General features: G+C 48.7%; 2 protein-coding genes. Both read right to left on the bottom strand.

From position 1 onward, the window contains the following. Positions 1–833, bottom strand: an 833-nt coding sequence (locus tag ACI1P2_RS31345; protein ID WP_355327711.1) for an IS3 family transposase, incomplete at its 3' end; no start/stop codon positions are given. 14 nt (positions 834–847) lie between these two features. Beyond that, positions 848–1,216, bottom strand: a 369-nt coding sequence (locus ACI1P2_RS31340) for a helix-turn-helix domain-containing protein (protein WP_355327708.1), incomplete at its 5' end; no start/stop codon positions are given.

Below are 1,216 nucleotides of genomic sequence, written 5' to 3'. Positions count from 1 at the left end.
ATAAACGAAGCGGGAGATCGTTTACCGAGACTTCGGTGCATCCTCCGGTTGTTGTAAAAATCCATGTATTCCTTCACGGCCTGGTACGCTTCCTCAAATGTAAGGAAGGTCTCTTTGCGAAGTAAATCTCGCTCTAGCGTGGCGTGGAAGGATTCAATATAGGCGTTCATATTTGGTGTCTTCGGTGGGATTCGCTCATGGATGACTGCTTCATCTACGCATAAATCTCCGAAGGCTCTGCTAATAAACTGAGGGCCGTTATCGGTTCGAATGATGGGCTTCGAATCTCCCTGGGTCAGACGTGAGTGAAGGGCTGCCTTCACGGCTTCGCACACTTCCTTCGCCCCACAGCTCGAACCGATGTGGTAACCTACAAGAGTCCGATCAAACACATCGATCATATCGGCTATGTAAAAAAACTGGTCGTATCCAGCCACATAGCCGTACTTTATGTCCAACTGCCATAGCTGGTTGGATCCGGTTATCGTATGATTTCTTGCCAAGCGCCTTGGATAATGCACCTTCTTCCGCCGTTGGGGATGGAGGATGCCCAACTTCTTACAGAGGCGGTATACCTTCTTCTTGTTAATGACCAGATCATGCTGAACCCGCAAGCATTCGGTTAACAACAAATAGCCATAGCCGTGCTCCTCACCGGATACCAGTTCCATGAGCCACTCTTCAATCTGTTCGTTGCTTACCCTCTTCCCGGATCGAGTCAGGGAATGTACGGAACCAGGCCGACCTGGACGCGCAGGCATTGTTCCCGGCTCTTTTTTCAGGTCAGATGGTTTATTGCGATGGTAGTAGGTTGAAGAAGCGACCTGAACCATTCGTAAAACGGTGGCTACCGGGTTTCCCTGCTCAATGAACGTTTGGGCGACGTTGAGTTTATCATCGAGGCAGGGTTCTTCTTTTTTACCAGTTCACGCAGAATTTCGAGCTCTAGTTCTTTTTCACCCAGGGCTTTTAACGCACGGTTGTACTTCTCTTCCATCTCTTCCAAGCGCTTAGAATCATCGAGCCGCTCGTCGATCGTTGGGATGGCATCTTCACCAAACGTCTCTTGAAACTCTTTGACCCAGTTCCTTATTGTTTTCGGTGATACGTCATATTTGCGAGCCAGAACCCCCACCTTGATTCCAGCGAGTGCTTCTTGGGCTACTTTATAACGAACTTCTTTAAACGCATTATTTCGTTGTCTCATCTTGTGCTC

It is taken from the genome of Paenibacillus jiangxiensis (assembly GCF_046098255.1).
GTDB classification, from domain to species: Bacteria; Bacillota; Bacilli; order Paenibacillales; family Paenibacillaceae; genus Paenibacillus; species Paenibacillus jiagnxiensis.
Note: the sequence above shows the minus strand (reverse complement) of the source record. Positions and strands in the feature narration are given on the sequence as shown.